The organism is Mesorhizobium sp. WSM4821, from assembly GCF_055901555.1.
Map to the genome: position 1 here is coordinate 1,162,887 of NZ_CM148371.1, position 20,847 is coordinate 1,183,733.

The 20,847-nt window shown below is 64.1% G+C and carries 17 protein-coding genes; 9 read left to right on the forward strand and 8 right to left on the reverse strand.

All coding sequences use genetic code 11. The features are described from left to right. Positions 1-149: 149 nt before the first annotated feature. Positions 150-1,898: a hydantoinase B/oxoprolinase family protein gene (locus AC0NID_RS05385; RefSeq protein ID WP_473451581.1), complete on the reverse strand. Its 1,749-nt coding sequence runs from the start codon at positions 1,896-1,898 to the stop codon at positions 150-152. A gap of 1 nt (position 1,899) precedes the next feature. Beyond that, complete coding sequence (locus tag AC0NID_RS05390) at positions 1,900-3,984, reverse strand: hydantoinase/oxoprolinase family protein (protein WP_473451583.1); 2,085 nt, start codon at positions 3,982-3,984, stop codon at positions 1,900-1,902. Between the two features lie 235 nt (positions 3,985-4,219). Here AC0NID_RS05390 and AC0NID_RS05395 point away from each other — a divergent pair, with 235 nt between their 5' ends. From AC0NID_RS05395 to AC0NID_RS05415, 5 genes are all read left to right on the forward strand, one after another. Then, positions 4,220-5,047 (forward strand): ferredoxin--NADP reductase, encoded by an 828-nt coding sequence (locus AC0NID_RS05395; RefSeq protein WP_473451585.1) that lies wholly within the window; start codon positions 4,220-4,222, stop codon positions 5,045-5,047. A gap of 153 nt (positions 5,048-5,200) precedes the next feature. Further along, positions 5,201-6,256, forward strand: a complete 1,056-nt coding sequence (gene deoC / locus AC0NID_RS05400) for a deoxyribose-phosphate aldolase (protein WP_473451587.1) — start codon at positions 5,201-5,203, stop codon at positions 6,254-6,256. Positions 6,257-6,272: 16 nt separating this feature from the next. Further along, entirely contained in the window at positions 6,273-8,645 is a 2,373-nt protein-coding gene (locus AC0NID_RS05405) for an aldehyde dehydrogenase family protein (RefSeq protein WP_473451589.1), read from the forward strand. Positions 8,646-8,823: 178 nt separating this feature from the next. Further along, positions 8,824-9,555 carry an SDR family oxidoreductase gene (locus AC0NID_RS05410; protein WP_473451591.1) on the forward strand — a complete coding sequence of 244 codons (732 nt, stop codon included), beginning with the start codon at positions 8,824-8,826 and terminating at the stop codon, positions 9,553-9,555. A gap of 33 nt (positions 9,556-9,588) precedes the next feature. Beyond that, complete coding sequence (locus AC0NID_RS05415) at positions 9,589-10,434, forward strand: fumarylacetoacetate hydrolase family protein (RefSeq protein ID WP_473451593.1); 846 nt, start codon at positions 9,589-9,591, stop codon at positions 10,432-10,434. Between the two features lie 37 nt (positions 10,435-10,471). Here the strand turns inward: AC0NID_RS05415 and AC0NID_RS05420 are convergent, their stop codons facing one another. From AC0NID_RS05420 to AC0NID_RS05445, 6 genes are all read right to left on the reverse strand, one after another. Continuing rightward, complete coding sequence (locus AC0NID_RS05420; protein ID WP_473451595.1) at positions 10,472-11,470, reverse strand: ABC transporter ATP-binding protein; 999 nt, start codon at positions 11,468-11,470, stop codon at positions 10,472-10,474. 15 nt (positions 11,471-11,485) lie between these two features. Beyond that, the gene (locus tag AC0NID_RS05425; RefSeq protein WP_473451597.1) at positions 11,486-12,547 is read right to left on the reverse strand and encodes a Gfo/Idh/MocA family protein; all 1,062 of its coding nucleotides are present in this window, start codon (positions 12,545-12,547) and stop codon (positions 11,486-11,488) included. After that, complete coding sequence (locus AC0NID_RS05430) at positions 12,544-13,383, reverse strand: carbohydrate ABC transporter permease (protein WP_473451599.1); 840 nt, start codon at positions 13,381-13,383, stop codon at positions 12,544-12,546. Before AC0NID_RS05430 ends, AC0NID_RS05425 begins: the two co-directional genes overlap by 4 nt. Before the next feature lie 10 nt (positions 13,384-13,393). Continuing rightward, positions 13,394-14,317 (reverse strand): carbohydrate ABC transporter permease, encoded by a 924-nt coding sequence (locus AC0NID_RS05435; protein WP_473451601.1) that lies wholly within the window; start codon positions 14,315-14,317, stop codon positions 13,394-13,396. Positions 14,318-14,559: 242 nt separating this feature from the next. Next, a complete protein-coding gene (locus AC0NID_RS05440; RefSeq protein ID WP_473451603.1) occupies positions 14,560-15,819 on the reverse strand; it encodes an ABC transporter substrate-binding protein in 1,260 nt (419 codons plus the stop codon). A 2-nt stretch (positions 15,820-15,821) separates the two neighbouring features. Further along, positions 15,822-16,778, reverse strand: coding sequence for an N-acetylmuramic acid 6-phosphate etherase (locus AC0NID_RS05445; RefSeq protein ID WP_473451605.1), 957 nt, complete (start codon positions 16,776-16,778; stop codon positions 15,822-15,824). Between the two features lie 198 nt (positions 16,779-16,976). Here AC0NID_RS05445 and AC0NID_RS05450 point away from each other — a divergent pair, with 198 nt between their 5' ends. From AC0NID_RS05450 to nagA, 4 genes are read left to right on the forward strand one after another with little or no spacing between them, the layout of a single operon-like run. Beyond that, positions 16,977-17,858 carry a glucosamine kinase nucleotide-binding domain-containing protein gene (locus AC0NID_RS05450; protein WP_473451607.1) on the forward strand — a complete coding sequence of 294 codons (882 nt, stop codon included), beginning with the start codon at positions 16,977-16,979 and terminating at the stop codon, positions 17,856-17,858. Further along, positions 17,855-18,637 carry a GntR family transcriptional regulator gene (locus tag AC0NID_RS05455; protein ID WP_473451609.1) on the forward strand — a complete coding sequence of 261 codons (783 nt, stop codon included), beginning with the start codon at positions 17,855-17,857 and terminating at the stop codon, positions 18,635-18,637. The genes AC0NID_RS05450 and AC0NID_RS05455 overlap by 4 nt, the downstream gene beginning before the upstream one ends. After that, entirely contained in the window at positions 18,634-19,665 is a 1,032-nt protein-coding gene (locus AC0NID_RS05460) for an SIS domain-containing protein (protein ID WP_473451611.1), read from the forward strand. Before AC0NID_RS05455 ends, AC0NID_RS05460 begins: the two co-directional genes overlap by 4 nt. After that, positions 19,662-20,840, forward strand: coding sequence for an N-acetylglucosamine-6-phosphate deacetylase (nagA, locus tag AC0NID_RS05465; protein WP_473451613.1), 1,179 nt, complete (start codon positions 19,662-19,664; stop codon positions 20,838-20,840). The genes AC0NID_RS05460 and nagA overlap by 4 nt, the downstream gene beginning before the upstream one ends. Positions 20,841-20,847: the final 7 nt, after the last annotated feature.

Sequence of the window (20,847 nt, forward strand, 5' to 3'; positions counted from 1 at the left end):
GGCATTTTTGCCGCCCGGCGGTCGGAGCCGGTATTTCCCTATTAGGGTATTCGGTACGGCGGGTCAGTCAAGCGGGAAAGTGGGGGCCGGGGAAGTGATCGCATTGCATCTGGTTGCGCGAAGGGGGCTCGTAGAGAATTCGTCCTATCTCAGCGGTGTCCGGCGCGCTTCTCGTCCGTCGCCGCCCGGTCGATCACCAGCCCATCCGCCGACAGATTGACGCCGAACTTTTCGCCGGCCTCCTCGGGCGTGTAATAACCCAAAGCAATATCCCTCAGCACCAGTTCCGGATCGCGCTGCAACGGATCGCCATAGCCGCCGCCGCCCGGCGTGCCGACGCGCACGCGGTCACCGGCCTTCAGGGCGATATCCTGCTCCTTGGAGAGGTGGGGCGGCACATGGGCCTCGCCGTTACGGAACACGGTCACCGTGTTGACCGCGCCGTCCTTGCCGCCGAGCGCGCCCTGTGGGCCGAACCGGCCGTGGTCCATGACGAAGGACGCGCGGGCGTCGCCGCGCAGGATTTCGACCTCATAGGCGAGCCCAAAACCGCCGCGATGCTTGCCGGCGCCGCCTGAGCCTTCGCGCAGGGCGTAGTGGCGATAGAGCACCGGGAAGGCCTGTTCCATGATCTCGACCGGCGGCGATTTGGAGATGCCGATGGTCGAGCAGCCATTGGTGAGGCCGTCGTGACCGGCATTGCCGCCATAGCCGCCGCCTGAGATCTGGTACATAACATAATCGCGGCCGCGCGCCGGATCGTTGCCGCCGAGCGCGAAATTTCCGCTGGAACCGGCGGGGGCCGCCGTCACCTTGTCCGGCAGCGCCTGCACCATCGCCGCAAACACCGCCTCGGCGATGCGCTGCGACACCTCGGCGGCGCAGCCCGACACCGGGCGCGGATATTTTGCGTCGAGGAAAGTGCCTTCCGGCCGCTTCACGATCAGCGGCTCGAAGGCGCCGGCGCTGATCGGCACGTCCGGGAAAATGTGGCGCATGGCGAGATAGACCGAGGACAAGGTCGTTGCCAGCACGCTGTTCATCGGCCCGGCGCAAGGTTTTGACGAGCCGGCGAAATCGAAGCTGAGCGTGTCGCCTTGTTTCTCGACCGCAAGCGCTATGGTCAGCGGCTCGTTCACCACTCCGTCAGAATCGACGAAGGCCTGCGAGCGATAGATGCCGTCGGGAATGGCTGATATGTTGGCGCGCATCTGTTCGGCGGCGCGGCGGCGCAATTCGGCGATCGCCTCGACAACTGTTTCGTCTCCGTAACGATCGAGGATTCGGTTCAGGCGATCTTGGCCAATCAGCAGTGCCGCCGCTTGCGCCCGGATGTCGCCGATGCGCTGGTCGGCGACGCGGATATTCGAGCAGATGATGGCGTAGATCTCGGAATCGAGCACGCCCTTCTTGAACAGTTTGACGGGCGGCAGCCGCAGGCCTTCCTGCTCAACCGCGGTTGCCGAGGCGGAAAAGCCGCCCGGCACCGAGCCGCCAATGTCGGGCCAATGGCCGGTGTTGGACAGCCAGCAGAAGATCTTTTCTCCCCGATACACCGGCATGACGAAGCGCACATCCATGAGATGGGTGCCGCCGAGATAGGGGTCGTTGACGATGTAGATGTCACCGGGCTCCGGCGGCAGGCAGCAGCCGTCGGCGATCATCTCGATCACCGTCCTAGTCGAATATTGCATGACGCCGACGAACACCGGCAGACCCTGGCTGCCTTGCGCGATCAGCGAACCGTCGACCGCCGAATAGATGCCGTCGGAGCGGTCGTTGGCCTCGGCGATGACCGGAGAGAAGGCGGCGCGGGAGAAGGTCAGGTCCATCTCGTCGCAAACCTGCTGCAGGGCCGCCTGAAGCACCGAAAGCGTAATGGCGTCGAGCTTTGCCATCTCAGGCCTCGCCAATGTCGATGATGATGTTGCCGTCGGCGTCCGAACGCGCCCGGTCGCCGGGCTCGAGCACGGTGGTGGCGTCCATCTGTTCGAGGATCGCCGGGCCTTCAATGATCGCATCGAGCGGCAGCTTTTCCCTGCTGTAGACCGGCGTGTCATGCCACGTGCCGGCATACCAGACCGGGCGGATCTCGCGTCGTGCCTCATCGAGCGTCTTGGCGCGTCCCGCCGGGTCGATCAGGCGCGACAGATCGATCGCCGGCCGCACACCCGTTACCGAGGTGTTGAGATTGACCAGATTGGCGCGGATTTCCGGCAGCTCGACCTTGAAGCGGGCGAAATATGCCTTTTCGAAAAGCTGCTGCAATTCGTGCCGGGTCACCGAGGACGACGGCAGCGGCACATTGATGATGTGGGTCTGGCCGACGAACTGCATGTCGGCGGAGTGGGTGACGCGGATCGTCTCCGGCTTCACCGCTTCCTTGCCGATCAGCTCTTCGCCTTCGTTTCGGTGCCGTTCCAATACAGAATGAAGCTGGGTTTCATCGAGCCCAGCCACAGGCTGATTTACGGTGTTGACGAAGTCGTGCCTCAGATCGGCAACGACACAGCCAAGCGCATTGGTGATGCCGGGCCGCGCCGGCACCAGCACCTTCGGCAGGCCGAGCTCGCGCGCCAATGCGGTCGCATGCAGCGGCCCCGCGCCGCCGAAGGCGAATAGCGCGAAATCGCGCGGGTCGTGGCCGCGCGACACCGAAACCATGCGGATGGCGCCGGCCATCTTCATATTGCCCAGCCGCAGCACCGCTCCCGCCGCCTCGACGCCGGACAGGCCGGTGGGGCAGCCAATCCTGACTTCGAATATGCCGGCGACATGCTCGATGGTGACCGGGTTCTCGACTGCGAGCAGCTTCTTCGGCGCCAGTCGGCCGAGCACCAGATTGGCGTCGGTGATGGTCGGCTCGCTGCCGCCGCGCCCGTAACAGATTGGGCCCGGATTGGCGCCGGCACTTTCCGGGCCGATCTGGATCAGGCCTGCGGCATCGACGCGGGCGATCGAGCCGCCGCCGGCGCCGACCGTGTGCACCGCCACCATCGGCACATGGATCGGCATGGCATATTCGATCTCGATCTCGTTCGACACCGCCGGCTCGGCATCGCGGATCAGCGCCACGTCGGTCGAGGTACCGCCCATGTCGTAGGTGACCAGGTTTTCGAAGCCGGCGCGCTTGCCGGTATAGGCTGCCGCAATGACGCCGGACGCCGGGCCGGACATCACGGTCTTGGCCGATTCACGTGTGACAAAGCGGGCCGAGATCATCCCGCCATTGCCGTTCATGATCAGGAAGTCGCGGGCATAGCCCTGAGATCCCAATTCCCTGCGCAGCCGTTCGACGTAGCGCTCGAGGATTGGCTGCACCGAGGCGTTGACCGAAGCGGTAACCCCGCGTTCGAATTCGCGCGCCTCCGACAGCAGTGCATGGCCCGACGTAATGTAGCCGTTCGGCCAAAGTTCAGTGGCGATCTCGGCGGCGCGCCGCTCATGCGCGGGATTGGCGTAGGAATGCAGGAAATGGATGACGAGGGATTCGCAACCGGCCTCGATCAGTTGCGAAATCGCCGCCCGCATCTCCGCCTCGTCGAGCGGGATGCGCACCGCACCCGAGGCTTCGACGCGCTCCGACACTTCGAGCCGCAAATTGCGCGGAATGATCGGGACGAAGGTGCCCGTCATGCCATAGGGCTGCGGCCGTGTCCGCCGGCCGAGCTCGATCACGTCTCGAAAGCCGCGCGTAGTGATCATGCCGGTTTTCGCCAGCCGGCGTTCCAGCACGGCGTTGGTGGTGGTGGTCGTGCCGTGGACGATGAGGTCGATGCCGTGGATGGGAAAGCCGGTGGCACTGAGCGCCGAGACGACGCCGAAGGCCTGGTTGTCGACCGTGGTCGGGGTCTTGGCGATATGCACCCGGCCACCATCACGGCCGTCGATCAGAAGCAGGTCGGTAAAGGTTCCGCCGACATCGATGCCGGCGACGACGCTGCCCAGGGAATCCAGCGTCTGCGCCGATAATTTCTCTTTCATTGTCGAAACTCGAAATTCCCGGACTACGGATGTGTCCCAGTTTGGAAAGGCGTTTTACAAGGGCATCTTGACGCAGGTATCTTGACGCAAATATCATTTGTATACTAATAAATTCCGGACACAAGAGCTTAGCGTCTCGGACTATGCAAACGGCACGCTGGAACCTGATTGGTTCGGGCGCGCAAGAGAGGGTTTGGCGTCAGCACCTCGGGGTTGGGCCAGAAGGTTAGGTTTGATGAACACCACATCCGCGCTCAACACCGTCGGCGCCCGGCCGTTGCAATTCCCCATACCGGCCAATGTCTATGCCGAAACCGTCGTCTCGGTGAAGCACTATACCGATCGGCTGTTTTCGTTCCGCATCACCCGGCCGCAGTCGCTGCGCTTCCGCTCCGGCGAGTTCGTCATGATTGGCCTGCCCAATGCCGAGAAGCCGGTGTTCCGCGCCTATTCGATCGCCAGCCCGTCGTGGGACGACGAACTGGAATTCTTCTCGATCAAGGTGCCGGACGGTCCGCTGACCTCGGAATTGCAGAAGATCGAGGTCGGCGACACCATCATCATGCGACAGAAGTCGACCGGCACGCTGGTGCTCGACGCGCTGACCCCGGCCAAGCGGCTATTCATGATCTCGACCGGCACCGGCATCGCACCGTTCGCCAGCCTGCTGCGCGACCCCGATACATACGAGAAGTTCGAGCAGGTGATCCTGACGCACACCTGCCGCGACAATGCCGAACTCACCTACGGCCAGGAGCTGGTCGCTGCACTGGAGAGCGATCCGCTGATCGGTGAGCTGACCGGCGGCCGCGTCACGCTCTACAACTCGACGACGCGCGAGACGTCCGAGCGCATGGGCCGCATCACCGCGCTGATCGGCTCGGGCAAGTTCTACAGCGATCTCGGCATCGACAAGCTCAATCCCGAGACCGACCGCATCATGATCTGCGGTTCGATGCACATGCTGAAGGACGTCAAGGAACTGGCCGAGAGTCTCGGCTTCCAGGAGGGCTCACTGAGCCATCCGGCCAGCTTCGTCGTCGAGCGCGCCTTCGTCGGCTGAGGGGCAGACGCTTCGTTCCAGATCAGGTTTTGACCTTTCGGTCAAAGATTGACTGCTTTATCATCCTTTTTCCGTTATGACCGCCCGAAGGACTCGTGAAGTACGACTTCACGGGCTATCTTCGGCGCAAGTCGCTGAACAAAGGGGCTGGAGATGAGCAGCACAATCCGCGAAGCCGGCCTTGGTGGCGGCGCATCCAAGGTCACGCCGCTGCCGGCGCGCACCGCCGCCAACACCCCTCTGCCACAAGACCACGGCATTGCCCGCAATCCCGGTATGAGGCTCGATCTCGGCTTCATGGAATCGATGCGCAGCGTCAACCGCTCGGCACTGGAACGCCGCGTCGCCAGCCTGACCAAGCGGCGCTCGATCAAGGCCGACAACCAGGCGGCCTGGCTGCTGCGCGCCGTCACCTGCATGGACCTGACGACGCTGAACTCGAACGATACCGACGAGCGCGTGCGCCGGCTCTGCGCCAAGGCGATCAATCCGTTCCGCCGCGACATCGTTGAAGGTCTTGGCATTTCAGGCGAGAAGATCCGCCCGGCAGCGGTCTGCGTTTATCACCCCTTCGTAGCCACCGCCGTCGATGCGCTGCGGGGCACCGGAATCCACGTCGCCGCCGTGTCCACCGCTTTCCCGCATGGCCTCACCCCGCTTTCGACGCGTCTGCAGGAGATCGAAGCATCGGTGAGCGACGGCGCCGACGAGATCGACGTCGTCATTCCGCGCGGGCTGGTTTTCGCTGCGAAATGGCAGGAGCTCTATAACGAGATCGTCTCGATGCGCGCCGCCTGCGGCGAGGCGCATCTGAAGGTCATCCTCGGTACCGGCGATCTCGCTACGCTGCGCAACGTCATGCTGGCGTCGATGGTGGCGATGATGGCGGGCGCGGACTTCATCAAGACCTCGACCGGCAAGGAGAGCGTCAACGCGACCCTGCCTGTCGGCCTCGTCATGGTGCGCGCCATCCGCGCCTATTTCGAGGAGACCGGCTACCTCATCGGCTTCAAGCCCGCCGGCGGCATTTCGACCGCCAAGGCTTCGCTGGAGTGGCTGGTGCTGATGAAGGAGGAGCTGGGACGGCCATGGCTGGAGCCCGAGCTGTTCCGCTTCGGTGCGTCGAGTCTTTTGACTGACATCGAGCGCCAACTCGAGCACCATCTGACGGGCCATTATTCGGCCAATCACCGCCACGCTATGGCGTGATTTTCGGGAGCGCTCCATGAACATTCTCGAACGCTATCACGCCATGGAGTACGGCCCGGCGCCGGAGGCCCGCAACGAGGCTGACGCGTGGCTTGCCGCGCGCGACTTCTCGAAAGCCCTGTTCATCGGCGGCGAGTGGAAGGCAGCTGGCGGCAGCAAGACCTTCGACGCCAGCGATCCATCATCCGGCGAATTGCTGGCCAAGGTCTCGGACGCCGGTGCCGCCGATATCGACGCGGCGGTTTCGGCGGCCGCCAAGGCGCTGCCGAAATGGAGCGCCAGTTCCGGCTACAGCCGAGCCAAAGTGCTCTACGCCGTCGGCCGCGCCATGCAGCGCCACCAGCGGCTGTTTGCCGTGCTGGAATCGATCGACAACGGCAAGCCGATCCGCGAAAGCCGCGACATCGACGTGCCGCTGGCCATCCGCCATTTCATTCACCATGCCGGCTGGGCGCAGGCGCTGGACAGGGATTTTCCTGATCAAAAGGGCGTCGGCGTCGTCGGCCAGATCATCCCGTGGAATTTCCCGCTCTTGATGCTGGCCTGGAAAATCGCGCCGGCGCTCGCCGCGGGCTGTACCGTGGTGCTCAAACCGGCCGAGTTCACACCGCTCACCGCCATCCTGTTCGCCGAGATCTGCGAACGCGCCGGCGTGCCGAAGGGCGCCGTCAACATCGTCCAGGGTGGGCCGGAGGCGGGTGGGGCAATCGTCAATCATCCCGGCATCCAGAAGATCGCCTTCACCGGGTCGTCCGACGTCGGCAAGATCATCCGCAAGGCCACCGCCGGGTTGGGTAAGAAACTGTCGCTGGAGCTCGGCGGCAAGTCGGCCTTCGTCGTCTTCGAGGACGCCGATCTCGACAGCGCCGTCGAAGGACTGGTCGATGGTATCTGGTTCAATCAGGGCCAGGTCTGCTGTGCCGGCTCGCGCCTGCTGGTCCAGGAAGGCATCGCCGAAGCCTTCATCGCCAAGGTCAAGACTCGAATGAGCCGGCTGCGCGTCGGCAGCCCGCTCGACAAGAACACCGATATCGGACCGCTGGTCGATTCGACCCAGCTTGATCGCGTCAAGGGTTTGGTCGCCGAAGGCGCCAAACAAGGCGCCGTCTGCTGGCAGCCGGACGTGGCGCTGCCTTCCTCCGGCTATTACCATCTGCCGACGCTTGCCACAGGCGTTTCGCCGGCTAACATCCTGGCGCAGGAGGAGGTGTTCGGGCCGGTGCTGGCGACCATGACATTCCGCAACACCGAGGAAGCGGTCGAGCTCGCCAACAACACGCGCTACGGGCTGGCCGCCTCGGTGTGGAGCGAGAACGTCAACCTCGCGCTGCACGTCGCGCCGCAATTGAAGGCCGGCGTCGTCTGGGTCAACGGCACCAACATGTTCGACGCCGCCTGCGGCTTCGGCGGCTATCGCGAGAGCGGCTTCGGCCGCGAAGGCGGGCGCGAGGGCATGTTCGAATACCTCTCGGCAAAACTGCCGCTCGGCCCCGTCATCAAGCCGGCAACGGCTACGGCCCAGCCTGTCGAGCAGTCGGAAGGCAACGCCATCGATCGCACGGCAAAGCTGTTCGTCGGCGGCAAGCAGGTGCGGCCGGACAGTAATTATTCGATTGCCGTCGCCACCGCCAAGGGCAAGCTCGCCGGCGAGGTCGGTCTCGGCAACCGCAAGGATATTCGCGACGCCGTCGCCGCTGCCCGTGCCTGCAAGGGCTGGCCGGCGGCGACCGCCTTCAACCGTGCCCAAGTGCTCTACTATCTGGCCGAAAACCTCTCCGGCCGTGCCGATGAATTTGCGGCGCGACTCACCCAGCTTACCGGCGCCACCGCCAAGGCGGCGCGCGAAGAGGTCGAGCTGTCGATCGAGCGGCTGTTCCTCTATGCCGGGCTGGCCGACAAATTCGAGGGCCGCGTCCACCAGCCGCCGGCCCGCGCGGTCACGCTGGCGCTGCATGAGCCGGTCGGTGTCGTCGGCATCGTGGCATCAGACAATGCGCCGTTGCTCGGGCTGATCTCGCTGGTGGCGCCGGCGCTCGCCATGGGCAACACCGTGGTCGCGGTGCCTTCGGAAAAATATCCGCTGCTTGCCACCGACCTCTACCAAGTCATCGAATATTCCGACGTTCCGGCAGGCGCCATCAACATCGTCACCGGCCGCACCGCCGAACTGACCGGCGTCTTGGCCAAGCATGACGATGTCGACGGGCTCTGGGTGTTCGCCGATGCCGAGACCTGCGCCAAGGCCGAGGCCGAGTCGATCGGCAACCTCAAGCGCGTCTGGACCGGCAATGGCCGCAGCCTCGACTGGGCGTCAGCCGAGGCCGCCGGCGATGCCTTCCTGCGCCATGCCGTCGAGGTCAAGAACGTCTGGGTGCCTTACGGCGACTGAGCTTCAGTCGGGCGCCCGCAGAGGACGTCCGGGCTTGACGGCAGGAAAGATGCTCTTTACCGAGAAAAAACATTTGCCCCAAAGCGAACGGCGACGCAGGCGGCACAAGAGTGCCTGTCTGGCACATTGCGCCTTGGCCGCGTGCCGGTAAAACCGGGCGGCCACAGAGGAGGAAAGAATGGCGGATCTGACAGGCAAGGTCGTTGTCGTCACGGCGGCGGCGCAAGGCATAGGCCGGGCAAGCGCGCTGGCTTTCGCCAAGGCGGGCGCCATCGTCAATGCCACTGATATCAACGAGGTGATGCTCGCCGAACTCGGCAAAACGTCTGGGATCAAGACGCGCAAGCTCGACGTGCTGAACGACGAGGCCGTAACGTCGGCCTTCGCCGAGATCGGTCCCGTCGACGTGCTGTTCAACTGCGCCGGCTTCGTCCATTCGGGCTCGATCCTCGAGATGAAGGACGGCGATCTCGACTTCGCCTACGATCTCAATGTCCGCTCGATGATCCGCACTATCCGCGCCGTGCTGCCCGGGATGCTGGAGCGCGGCGACGGCTCGATCATCAACATGTCGTCGCTAGCCGGCTCGACTAAGGGCGTGCCGAATCGCTTCGTCTATGGGCTGACCAAGGCGGCCGTCATCGGCCTGACCAAGTCGATCGCCGCCGACTATGTTGGCAAGGGCATACGCTGCAACGCCATCTGCCCGGGCACGGTCGAGAGCCCGTCGCTGGAGGACCGCATGCATGCGCAGGGCGACTACGAGGCGGCCCGCGCCGCCTTCATCGCTCGCCAGCCCATGGGCCGGCTTGGCACGCCGGAGGAAATCGCCGATCTCGCCGTCTATCTGGCCGGCGCCACCTATACGTCGGGGCAGGCCTATAATATCGACGGTGGCTGGTCGATCTAAGAGGCCTCTGGTCGCAACTGGGAGAAAAATTCTATGAAACTGCTGCGCTATGGCGAGGCGGGGAGCGAACGCCCCGGCCTGCTCGATGCGGATGGGACGATCCGCGACCTCTCCGCCCATGTCACCGACATTGCCGGCAAGGCGCTCGACCCGGCATCCCTCGAGACATTATCGAAGCTCGATCCGAAATCGCTGCCGGCGGTTGCCGGCAAGCCCCGCATCGGCGCCTGCGTCGCCGGCACCGGCAAATTCATCTGCATCGGCCTGAACTATTCCGACCATGCCGCCGAGACCGGCGCCACCGTGCCGCCAGAGCCGATCATCTTCATGAAGGCGAGCTCGGCCATCGTCGGGCCCGATGACGACGTGCTGATCCCGCGCGGCTCGGTCAAGACCGACTGGGAAGTCGAACTTGGCGTGGTCATCGGCAGGACCGCCAAATACGTCACAGAGGCCGAGGCGCTGGATTATGTCGCCGGCTACTGCGTCGCGCATGACGTTTCCGAGCGCGCCTTCCAGGCCGAGCGTCAGGGCCAATGGACCAAAGGCAAGTCCTGCGACACGTTCGGGCCGATCGGCCCCTGGCTGGTGACCAAGGACGAGGTGAAGGACCCGCAGAACATTCCGATGTGGCTGAGGGTCAACGGCAAGACCATGCAGAACGGCTCGACCAAAACCATGGTCTATGGCGTCGCCTACCTCGTGTCCTATCTCAGCCAGTTCATGTCGCTGCATCCGGGCGACATTATTTCGACCGGCACACCGCCCGGCGTCGGCCTCGGCATGAAGCCGCCGGTGTTCCTGAAGCCCGGCGACGTCGTCGAGCTCGGCATCGAAGGCCTCGGACAGCAGAAGCAGACATTCAAGGCGGATTTGTAGAGGTTCTTCCTTCCCCCTTGTGGGAGAAGGTGAGGCGCTACTTCAGCACCTTCCCATCCGCCCCGAACCGATAGGTCTTCGCCGGATCCGGTGTCGCGTAGAGCGTGGTGCCCGGTTCGGCGTTGTAGACGCCGAAGATGCGCACGGTGATCAGCCCGGCCTTCTCACAATCGAGATAGAGGTTGGTGTCGGCGCCGAGATGCTCGGCATGGACGACCGTGCCTTTCCAGGCCCCGGATTTTGCATTGACGGTCAGGTGCTCGGGGCGGACGCCGATGGTCTTGGCCGTCTCGCCAAGCCTGGCGCCATCGACGAAGTTCATCTTCGGTGAGCCGATGAAGCCTGCGACAAACTCATTAGCCGGCAAATTGTAAAGCTCCATCGGGCCGCCGATCTGCTCGATCTTTCCTGCGTTGAGCACGACGATCTTGTCGGCCAGCGTCATCGCCTCGACCTGGTCGTGGGTGACATAGATCATCGTCGCCTTCAGCCGGCGATGCAGCTGCGCGATCTCCAGCCTGGTGTTGACGCGCAGTGCGGCGTCTAGATTTGACAGCGGCTCGTCGAAGAGAAAAAGCTTGGGTTCGCGCACCACGGCGCGGCCGATGGCGACACGTTGGCGCTGGCCGCCGGAGAGCTCGGCCGGCCGCCTTTCGAGATAAGGCCCCAACGACAGCATCGACGAGGCGATGCCGATGCGGCGGTCGATCTCGGCCGCCGGCGTGCCCGCCTGCTTGAGGCCAAGGCCCATATTGTTCTTCACCGTCAGATGCGGGTAGAGCGCGTAGGTCTGGAACACCATGGCGATGCCGCGTTTGGCCGGCGGCGTTGCGGAGACATCCGCGCCGTCGATCACCACGCGGCCCGAGGTCGAATCCTCCAGTCCGGCAATGACCCTGAGCAAGGTCGACTTGCCGCAGCCGGAGGGGCCGACGAAGACGACGAACTCGCCATCCATCACTTCGAGGTTGATGCCCTTCAGCACCTCGACCGGCCCGAAGGCCTTCTTCACATTCTCGATGTTCAGCGAACCCACGGCTTCGTCCCTGTTCTAGAGTTTGACGGCGACGCCGCTGCGTACGCTCTCGTCGGCGGCAAGGCAGACGGCCAGCGACTTCACCGCGTCGTCCATGTGGCGGGAGAGGTCCAGACCCTCGCGAATCGCCTTCAGCAGAAAGGCCTGTTCGAGGTCGCAGAGATCCTGATGACCGGGCTCGCCTTCCATCGACAGCATCTCGTCCGCCCTGGCGAACTTACCGTCCGGGCCGGTTGCGGCACTGTGCAGGCGGATGGTCGACGTCTTGGTGTGGGTGTCGATGTCGTCGGACCTGACGCCCTCCTTCATGACGATCGATACGCAGCCATTGGGCGAGATCACGTCCTTCACAAAGAAGGCCGTCTCCGAGATCATCGGCCCCCAGCCGGCCTCGTACCAGCCGACCGAGCCATCGTCGAACAGCACCTGCATGTGGCCGTAATTGTACATCGTCGGCGCGACCTCCTCGGTTAGCCTGAGCCCCATGCCGCGCACCTCGACCGGCCTGGCGTCGGTGATCTGCAGCATCACGTCGAGATAGTGCACGCCGCAATCGACAATCGGCGACGTCGTCTGCATCAATTGCTTGTGCGTCTCCCAGCTATGGCCAGAGGATTGCTGGTTGAGATTCATGCGGAACACGTAAGGGGCGCCGAGCTTGCGTGCCTCGGCGATCAGCCTGATCCAGGACGGGTGATGGCGCAGGATGTAGCCGATCACCAGCTTTTTGCCGTTGGCCTTGGCGGCGGCGACGACACGTTCCGCATCCGCCACCGTCGTCGCCAGCGGCTTTTCGACGAAGACATCGCAGCCGGCCTCGAACGCTTTCAGCGCATAGTCGGCATGGCTGTCGGAATAGGTGGCGATGCAGGCGACATCGGGCCTCTCGTCGCGCAACGCCTCTTCGAAGGAACGCCTGATGCCATAGCCGGAAAGCCTGTCCGCCAACGGCACATCCGAACGGTTGACCAGCGCCGCTATCTCGAAGCCCGGATTGGTGTGGTAGGCCAACGCATGGCTGCGGCCCATATTGCCAAGCCCGGCGACGACGACGCGAAGAGGTTTTTGCGAACTCACTTGACCGCTCCCGAGGTGATGCCGCGGATCAGCTGCCTCGAGAAGATGACGTAGAGGGTCAGCACCGGCATGATCGCCAGCGACAGCGCCGCCAGGATCGCGTTCCAGTTGGTGACGAACTGGCCGATGAACAGCTGGGCGCCGAGCGTCACCGTCTTGGTCTCTTCCGACGGCGCCAGGATCAGCGGAAACCACAGATCGTTCCAGATCGGGATCATGGTGAAGACGGCGACGGTCGCCATCGATGGCCTAACCAGCGGCAGCACCAGCCGGAAGAAAATGGTGTATTCGGACAGGCCGTCGATCCGTCCGGCGTTCTTCAGGTCGTCGGACACCTGCTTCATGAATTCCGACAGGATGAAGACGGCGAGCGGCAGGCCTTGCGCCGTATAGACCAGGATCAGCGCAGTCAGCGTGTTGACCAGCCCGCTTGCCACCATCAGCTGCAGGATGGCGACGGTGCCGAGGCGGATCGGGATCATGATGCCGAGTGCCAAATAGAGTCCCATCAGCGAGTTGCCGCGGAAGCGGTATTCCGACAGCGCGAAGGCAGCCATGGCGCCGAACAGCAGCACGAAGAACAGCGAGGCGACGGTGACGACGAGGCTGTTCTGGAAATAGTGGATGAAATCGCCCTGCCCGATGACGGTGGTATAGCCGATCAGGTCGAAGGTCTTCGGCGTCGGCGGCGTCAGCGGCGCGCCGAAAATACCCGCGCGGGATTTAAACGAATTCATCACCACGAGGATCACCGGAAACAACGCTATCGCCGTGTAGGTCAAAAGAATCGCGTGGGCGCCGATGGTGCGGGGCAGGGATCGTGTCGCGGTGCTCATCTTTCGCTCCTCAGAACTGATAGCGACGCAGGCGCGTCTGCACGAAGAACAAGTAGACGCAGACGCCGCCAAGGATGATCAGGAACATCATCGTGGCGATCGCCGCGCCCATGTTGGGATCGCCGACCTGCAGCTGAAAGCCGAAGAAGGCGCGGTAGAGAAAGGTGCCGAGTATGTCGGTCGAATAGTTCGGGCCGGCCAGCGCGCCTTGCGCGGTGTAGATCAGGTCGAAGGCGTTGAAATTGCCGACGAAGGTGAGGATCGAGATGATGCCTATCGACGGCAGGATCAGCGGCAGCTTGATCTTCCAGAATTGCGACATGCCGCTGATGCCGTCGCATTCGGCCGCTTCGATCACCTCGTCGGGGATCGACAGCAGCGCAGCATAGATCAGCATCATCGGGATGCCGACGAACTGCCACACCGAGATCAGGCTGAGCGCGGTCAGCGCATATTGCTCCTTGCCCAACCAAGGCGTGAACAGGCTTTTCAGACCGACGATATCCATCAGATTCGGCGCGACGCCCCACAGCGGCGACAGGATCAGCTTCCAGGCGAAACCGACGATGACAAAGGACAGGATCGTCGGCACGAAGATCGCGGTGCGATAGAAGGCCGAGAATCGCAGCCGCGGACTGGACAGAAGTGCGGCCAGCAGGACGCCGATCGGATTCTGCACCAGCATGTGGACGATGAAGAACCAGACGTTGTTCCTGAGCGCGTTCCAGAAATTGACCGACCAGTTGGGATCGCCGAACAGCCTGCGGAAATTTTCCAGCCCGACGAAGACCTGGGCCTGGTCGATGTTGCGAAACAGGGAGAGCTGCAGCGTGCCGGCCAGCGGCAGGATCATGATCGCCGTATAGACCAGCACCGCCGGCGCCAGGAAGACGACGATGTGCCAGCGGAATGGTCGTTTCGGTGCTGCGGCCATGCGTTCGGTCTCCGCCGATCAGGTCTTGCAATTGCCGCCAAAGGGTGCGGCGCCTCCCTCCCCCTCGAGGGGAGGGTGCCTCGCGAAGCGAGGCGGTGGGGTCGGCCGAGGCAGCGCGCCATCATGGTTTCGACCGTGCTTTCCAGCAACGATCAAGTCGCAGCCTGCCTCCACCGACCCTCTCTGTCGCCTTCGGCGACATCTCCCCCGGAGGGGGAGACCAGTAGCGCTCCGCCAGGCTCCTACTTCGCCGGCTTGTACCAGCTGTCGAGGCCTTCCTGCAGCTTCTTGGCGGCAGCTTCCGGCGTATCGGTGCCGTTGATGACGTTGGCCGATTCAACCCACGTCTCGTTCTCGAGGTTCGGCGTGCCGCGCGACAGGATCTGGTAGGTCGAGCGGATCGTCGACTTGCACTTGTCGCGCCAGGAGACGAATTCCTGGGCCAGCGGGTCTTCCATCTTCACCGGGGTGTTGTTCAGGCTGAAGAAGCCCGGTAGCGCGTTGGCGTAGATGGTGGCGAAATCCGGCGAGGCTACCCAGGACAGGAAGGTTTTGGCCGCATCGGGGTTCTTCGAGGTGGCATTGAGGCCCATGCCGATGTCGGTGTGGTCGGAGATGTAGCAGGTGTCGCCTGCCTTCTGCACCGGTGGCGGGAACGCGCCCATCTTGAACTGCGCCTGGGTGTTGAACAGGCCGATCTCCCACGAGCCGGCCGGGTAGATGGCGGCACGGCCGAGGGTGAACAGGTTCTGGCTGTCTGGATAGGTTTGTGCCTCGAAGCCGTCGCCGAGATAGTCCTTCCACTTGGCAAGTTCGGCATAGGGCGCGACCCACTGGGGATCGGTCAGCTTCTGCTCGCCCTTGATCAGGGCGGCGCGGCCTTCCTCGCCCTTCCAGTAGTTCGGGCCGATGTTCTGGTAGCCCATGGTGGCGGCTTCCCAGAGATCCTTGGTGCCCATCGCCATCGGGATGTAGGTGCCGTCGGCCTTGATCTTGTCGAGCGCGGCGTAGAACTCCTCATTGGTCGTCGGCACCTTGATGCCGAGCTGGTCGAAGGCATCCTTGTTGTAGATGAAGCCGTGGATGACGGAGGCCATCGGCACACAGAAGCTCGCCTTGCCGTCGTCGGTCTGCCAGGCGGCCTTGGCGACGTCGGAGAAGTTCTCCATGCCGGGCAGCGTCGAGATATCGGCGAGGTTGCCCTTCTTGAACAGTTCCAGCGACTTGTCGAACGGGCGGCAGGTGATCAGGTCGCCCGCCGAGCCGGCGGCGAGCTTGGCGCCGAGTGCGGCGTCATATTCGGTCGGCGCCGACGGCGCGAACACCACCTTGATGCCCGGGTTCTTGGCCTCAAAAGCCGGGATCAGCTTGTCCTTCCAAATGGCAAGGTCGTCGCCGCGCCAGCTTTCGATGTTGAGCGTTACGTCCTGGGCATAGGCCACTCCGGCTGAGCCGAGAATGCTGGTGCCGAGAAGAAGTGCCGTCAGTAGTTTCGTTGTCATGCTCAGTCTCCCTGTTGACCTTTTTCAGGTTCGGTTTTGAGAACACAGGCTTTCCGCCCCATGCTCCCCTCGATCGCGGAAAGCGCTGGCCTAAGCTTCTGCCCGGCGCCTTCCAGTATCTTCTCGGCCGCATCGGCACTGGCGGCGCCGGCGGCGAGCAGAATGGCGGTCTTGACGGCGCCCCCGCTTTTTTCGAGCAGGCGCGCCGCATCGTCCCTGCCGCGCCCGCTGATGGCGGCGACGATGCGCGCCGCGCGGTCGCGCAGCTTGATGTTGTCGGCCATGAGGTTGACCATATAGCCGTCATGAACATGGCCGAGATGGATGGCGGTCAGCGTCGAAAGCATGTTGAGCGCGATCTTCTGGGCAGTGCCGGCCCCCATACGCGTCGAGCCGGCGATCAGCTCCGGCGGCGTCTCGAGCAGGATGGCGATGTCGGCCAGCCGCAGCAGCGGCGCATCCTTGTTGTTGGCGATGGCGATGGTCGCCGCACCCCGGCGCCTGGCGTCCTCGATCGCCCTGACAGCATAGGGTGTCGAGCCGCTGGCCGAGATCGCGATCAGGCAGTCGCCCTCGCCGATCCCGGCAGCGGCAACCGATGCCGAGGCTTCGTCGGTGTCGTCCTCCGGCCCTCCGGCCAGCGTCTTGAAGGCCTCATCGCCGCCGGCGATCAGGATGGCGATGCGGTCGCATTGAATGCCGAAGGTGCCCGGCAGTTCCAGCGCATCGGCCAGTGCCATCAGGCCCGAGCTGCCGGCAGCGGCATAGGCGAGCTTGCCCCCGCTCTTCAGTCGGCTGGCGATGATTTCGGCTGCTTTGGCGATTGCAGGAATGGCGCCGCGCACGGCCTGAGCGGCCTCGATCTGGGCATTAGCCAAAAAGGAAAGGATGGCGTCGGGGGCCTGGATGTCCAGCCCCTCGGCATTCTGGTGAAGCGCTTCGGTGCGCGTTTCGGCCATCCGCTTTCCTCCAATCCAGAAACAATACCAAAAAAATACCACTTGTCCACACGCATTAACGATTTCGTTGCGTCGGAAGCGATCCTTTAGCAAAATTCGCGGGTTTTTCAATTACATACCGCTTAATCTTTTTGAAACTGAAATTAACCCTTGGCTATTGGTATTTTATTGGTATTATCCGCCTGGAGGAGAATTCGCGTGAATTTCGTGCTTGGCATCGATGGCGGCGGCACCAGTTGCAGGGCAGCCCTTGCAACGGCGGACGGCACCATTATCGGCCGCGCCAAGAGCGGCGCCGCCAATATCCGCACCGATCTCACCGGCGCCAGGGCCAACATCGTCGATGCAGCGCGACAGGCTTTTTTCGCCGCCGGACAGGACCCTGAACTGATCCCGCAAACCCCGGCCATACTCGGGCTTGCCGGCGCCAATGTCGGCACCTACAGACAGCAGCTCGAAGCCATTCTGCCGTTCAGTGCAAGCCGTGTCGAGACCGACGCCGAGATCGCGCTGGAAGGCGCGGTCGGCTCCGGCGACGGCGCCATGGCCATTCTCGGCACCGGCACCGCCTATATGGCGCGCAGAAACGGCAAGTCGCGCGCCATCGGCGGCTGGGGTTTCCAGGTCGGCGACCAGGGCAGCGGCGCCCGCATCGGCCGCGACCTGCTCGAACAGACGCTGCTCGCCTATGACGGCATCCGCGAGGGATCGCCCCTGACGCAGGCCATGCTCGCCATCTTCCGCAACAATCCCGAGGATTTGGTCGAGTTCACCACCAATGCCAAACCCGGCGATTTCGGCGGCTTCGCGCCCAAGGTCTTCGACCATGCCGCCAAGGGCGACATCGTCGCCAACTGGATCCTCGACAAGGCGGTAGCCGACGTCGAGGCGGCACTCGGGGTGCTCGATCTCGGCGGCAACGATCCTTTATGCCTGCTTGGCGGGCTGGCGCCGCTCTATGCGCCGCGCCTCTCGGCGCGCTACCGGGCGCTGCTGAAGCCGCCGCTCGACGATGCGCTGGGCGGCGCGGTGCAGATGGCGGCTCGTGTTTTCGCTGGAACGGCGGAGGCGGCGCGATGAACGACGCCGCCGACCAGATCTTCGCCACGCTGAAACAATCGTCGCAAAGCGGCGCGCCGCTTTATCTGCAGCTCAGGAAGAGCATCGAGGACGCGGTCAATCGCGGCCTGATCGGACCGGGCGATGCACTGCCTTCCGAGCGCGACATCGCTACCAAGGCCGACATTTCGCGCGTCACCGTGCGCAAAGCGGTGCAGGATCTGGTCAAGGGCGGCATCCTCGTCCAGCGCCACGGCTCCGGCACGTTCGTCGCGCCGCGCATGGAGCGCGTCGAGCAGTCGCTGTCGCGGCTCACATCCTTCACCGAGGATATGGCCCGGCGCGGCATGGCTGTCCGTTCGGCCTGGCTCGACCGCGGCCTCTATGCGCCCTCGCCGGACGAGATGATGGTGCTCGGCCTGTCATCGAACGAGCTGGTGGCGCGAGTGGCACGCCTGCGCATCGCCAACGACACGCCGCTGGCGATCGAGCGCGCGGCACTGTCGGCAAGCGTGCTGCCCGACCCGGCCGGAATAGGGTCCTCGCTGTACGCTGCGCTGGAAACCACTGGCCTGCGGCCGGTGCGGGCGGTGCAACGCATTTCCGCCGCCAATCTCGGCGACGACGACGCGCGCCTGCTCGAAGTGCCGCCAGGCATTGCCGGACTTCACATCGAGCGTATCTCCTATCTGGCGAGCGGCAAGGTGATCGAGTTCACCCGCTCCATCTACAGGGGCGACGCCTATGATTTCGTCGCCGAACTCCGGCTGAGCGGGCCGGGCGAAGAGGGCCGGCCATGAGCGCGACCAAAACCCATATGCGGCGCGAGATCGAGGAGATCCCGGAGGCGACCGCCCGCCTGCTCGACGGCTCGGCAGCGGTGCTGACCGAAGCCGGGCGCGGCATCCGCGAACGCGATCCGCATTTCATCGTTACTGTCGCCCGCGGCTCGTCCGACCATGCCGCCACCCTCATGAAATATGCGGTCGAGCTGACCGCCGGCCTTGCCGTCGCATCGGTCGGTCCTTCGATCGCCTCGATCTACGGCGCCAAGCTCAGGCTCGGCGGCTCCGCCTGTCTGGCAATCTCGCAATCGGGCAAGAGCCCGGACATCGTCGCCATGGCGCAAGCGGCGAGAGCCGGTGGTTCGCTGACCGTCGCCATCACCAACACAGCCGATTCGCCGCTGGCGCGCGTTTCGGACTATGCGATCGACATTCTGGCTGGACCGGAGCGCAGCGTCGCGGCGACGAAGACCTTCGTCAATTCTGCGGTCGCCGGTCTCGCCTTAATGGCGCATTGCACCGGTGACGATAAGCTTCTGGCAGCGCTTGCCCGCTTGCCCGAGCATTTTCGCAAGGCGATCGGCTGCGACTGGATGGCGCTGGCCGGCGTACTGGAAACGCCGAAATCGCTGTTCATCCTCGGCCGCGGCCCGTCCGCGGCTATCGCCAATGAGGCGGCGCTGAAATTCAAGGAAACCTGCGCCATGCATGCCGAGGCCTACAGCGCCGCCGAAGTCATGCATGGCCCGCTGGCGCTGGTCGGGCCTGATTTCCCGGTGCTGGCGCTGGCCGCCCGCGATGCTTCCGAGCCGTCGGTTGCCGAGGCCGCCGACAGCCTGGCGGCCAAGGGCGCGGCCGTTTTTGTGAGCTCGGACAAGGCAAAAAGGGCTGCGCGCCTGCCGCATGTCGCCACCGGCCATCCGCTGACCGATCCGCTGGCGCTGATCGTGTCCTTCTATGGCTTCGTCGAGGCCTTTGCCCGCCATCGCGGCCTCGATCCGGACACGCCGCCCAATCTTCGCAAGGTGACCGAAACCACATGAGCGACCGTTTTGCCCTGACCGGGACCCGGATATTCGATGGCGACGACTGGCACGACAACGCCGCCCTTATCCTGCGAGATGGCCTGGTCGAGGCTGTCATTGCCGCCGGTGCCATTCCGTCCGGTATTGCGCGTATCGAGACCGGCGGCGGCATGCTCGTGCCGGGCTTTGTCGACCTGCAGGTCAATGGCGGTGGTGGTGTCATGCTCAACGACCATCCCGATGTCGCCTCGATCGAAACCATCTGCCGGGCGCACGCGCCCTTTGGCACGACGGCACTGCTGCCGACGCTGATCACCGACACGCCCGAGATCACCGCAGCGGCGGTTGCGGCGGGGGCTGAGGCCGCACAGCGGAAAGTGCCTGGCTTTTTGGGCCTGCATCTCGAAGGTCCGCATCTGTCGATCGCCCGCAAGGGTGCGCACGATCCGGCATTGATCCGGCCGATGCTGGATACCGACCAGGCGATGCTGATTGCGACACGGAAAACCCTGCCGGTGCTGCTGACCACCATCGCGCCTGAATCCGTCGACCGCGCGCGCGTTTCGGCGCTGGTCGAGGCCGGCATCGTCGTCAGCCTCGGTCATTCCGACACCGGTTATGCCAAGGCGCGCGCCTTCGCCGATGCGGGTGCTACGGTGGTCACCCATCTGTTCAACGCGATGAGCCAGATCGGCAATCGTGAGCCGGGGCTGGCGGGTGCGGCCATCGACACCGGCAGATTGTTTGCCGGCATGATCGCCGACGGCATCCATGTCGATCCCGCCACCATGGGCATCGCTTTGCGCGCCAAGCAGGGACCGGGAAAAATCGTCCTGATCACCGACGCGATGGCGACGATCGGCACCGATATGACCTCGTTCACGCTGAACGGCCGCACCATCCACCGCAAGGACGGCAGCCTGCGGCTGGCCGACGGCACGCTGGCGGGCGCCGATCTCGACATGATCTCCGCCGTGCGCTTCGTGCACCGCATTGTCGGGCTGGACCTGTCGGAGGCGCTGCGCATGGCTTCGCTCTACCCGGCGCAAGCCATCGGCCAATCACGCCGGCTCGGGCGCTTCGCCAGCGGCACGGCGGCGGATATCGTCGCGCTGTCGAACGAATTGGAGATCAAGGGCGTCTGGATAGCCGGCAAGAGGGTTTTCGGGGCCGGTGGCGCAAAGGGCGCCTAAAGGTGCC